The sequence below is a fragment of the Nocardia wallacei genome (genome assembly GCF_029869545.1).
Taxonomy (GTDB): Bacteria; Actinomycetota; Actinomycetes; order Mycobacteriales; family Mycobacteriaceae; genus Nocardia; species Nocardia wallacei_A.
This window is the reverse complement of sequence record NZ_JARWQD010000368.1, coordinates 1-2,040: the sequence shown is the minus strand read 5'-3', so window position 1 is coordinate 2,040 and position 2,040 is coordinate 1. Positions and strand designations below refer to the sequence as shown.

The 2,040-nt window shown below is 69.4% G+C and carries 1 protein-coding gene; it reads left to right on the top strand.

Annotation, left to right across the window (positions count from 1 at the left end; genetic code table 11):
* A partial coding sequence (locus QH290_RS33670) for an NAD-glutamate dehydrogenase domain-containing protein (protein WP_280387336.1) occupies positions 1-1,858 on the top strand: 1,858 nt, incomplete at its 5' end.
* Positions 1,859-2,040 lie beyond the last annotated feature (182 nt).

Sequence of the window (2,040 nt, the reverse complement as noted above, 5' to 3'; positions counted from 1 at the left end):
GGCGGCGTTCGATCATCGGCATATTTTCTTGGATCCGGATCCTGATGCGGGGCGGTCGTTCCGGGAGCGGGGGCGGTTGTTCGCGTTGCCGCGTTCGTCGTGGCGGGATTACGACACCTCGCTGATCAGCGAGGGCGGCGGGGTCTACGACCGCACCGCCAAGGCCATCCCGATCAGCCCGCAGGTCCGGCAGGCCCTGGACCTGGACCCGAGCGTGATCACGCTGTCCCCGCCGGAACTGATCCGGGCCATCCTGCTCGCCCCCGTCGATCTGCTGTGGAACGGCGGCATCGGCACCTACGTCAAGGCGTCGTCCGAGACCCACCCCGACGTCGGCGACAAGTCCAACGACGCGGTGCGGGTCGACGCGAATGCCTTGCGGGTCAAGGTGATCGGTGAGGGCGGCAACCTCGGTCTCACGGCGCTGGGCCGAATCGAGTTCTGCCGCAACGGCGGACGGATGAACACCGACGCGCTGGACAACTCGGCGGGTGTGGACTGCTCCGACCACGAGGTCAACATCAAGGTGCTGCTGGACGGTGTGGTGTCCGGCGGAGACCTCGTCGTCGACGAACGCAATGCGCTGCTCGCCGCGATGACCGACGAGGTGTCCGAACTCGTCCTGCGCGACAACATCTCTCAGAACGTCCAGATGGGGTTGTCGCGTGCCGAGGCGGTGCCGCTGGCGGTGGTCCATCGCCGGCTGATCTCCGAGCTGGAGAACCGTCGCGGGCTCAACCGGCGGCTGGAGGCGCTGCCCACCGACGCCGAGCTGGAACGCCGCATCGCCGACGGCCAGGGCCTCACCTCGCCGGAGTTGGCGAATCTGCTTGCCCACGTGAAGCTTTCGCTGAAGGCCGATCTGCTGGCCGGGGATCTGCTGGACAGCACCGCCTTCGAAGCAGTGCTGCCCACCTACTTCCCGGTGCCGCTGCGCGAACGGTTCGGCGCCGCCATCGGCCGCCACCCGCTGCGCCGCGAGATCCTGGCGACCATGGTGGTCAACGATGTCGTCGACTACGGCGGCATCACCTATGCCTTCCGGTTGAGCGAGGAGACCGGCGCCACGGCCGAGGACGCCGTGCGGGCCTTCACCGCCGCGGTGGAGATCTTCGACCTGCGCGACCTGTGGCAGCGCATCCGGACCACGCCGATGCCGACCGCGGTGCGCAACGAACTGGAGCTGGAAACCAAGCGCACCCTCGACCGCGCCTCCCGGTGGCTGCTGGCCAATCGCCCGCAGCCGCTGGCGATCGGCGCCGGAATCACCCGCTACCGCAAGGGAGTTCAGGCGCTGGCCGACAAGGTGCCGTCGTGGCGGCCCGGCCCGCTCGCCGACGACGTGCTGCAGCGCTCCGGCGGACCGATCGAACGCGGCGCGCCGCGGGAGCTGGCCGAGGAGGTGGCGCTGCTCGTGCACCGCTTCCCGCTGCTGGACGTGCTCGATATCGCCGACATCTGCGAACGGGACGCCGACGAGGTGGCCGCGCTCTACTACGCCCTCGATCTGCATTTCGAGATCCAGCGCCTGCTCACCGCCGTCGCCGGACTCGACCGCGGTGACCGCTGGCGCACCCTGGCCCGCCTCGCAGTCCGCGACGACCTGTACGACTCGCTGCGCTCCCTGACCGTCGACGTCCTCGCCGCGACCGACCCCGCCGAAACCCCCGACGAGAAGATCGCCTACTGGGAGTCCACCAACCGCTCCCGCCTGGCCCGCGCCCGCGCCGCCCTCGGCGAAATCTACGCGGTAGGCACCTACGACCTCGCCACCTTGTCGGTAGCCGCCCGCCAGGTCCGCAGCATGGTCTCCAGCGGAGAATCCACAGCCACCGTCCCGACAGGCACAGTGAGCTAGCCCCACCATTCCCGGCACGCCCCCGCATTCCGACACGCCCTCGGCCGGGAAAGGAGGAGGAGACAGCTCGCTGGGAACGACGGCAGCGGTCGCGCAGGATGGATGACAGAGCGCCAGTCCTTCCTTTGTTCCCAGCGGACCAGGCCCCACTCTTCCCGGCAGGGCGAGGCCCACTCTTCCCG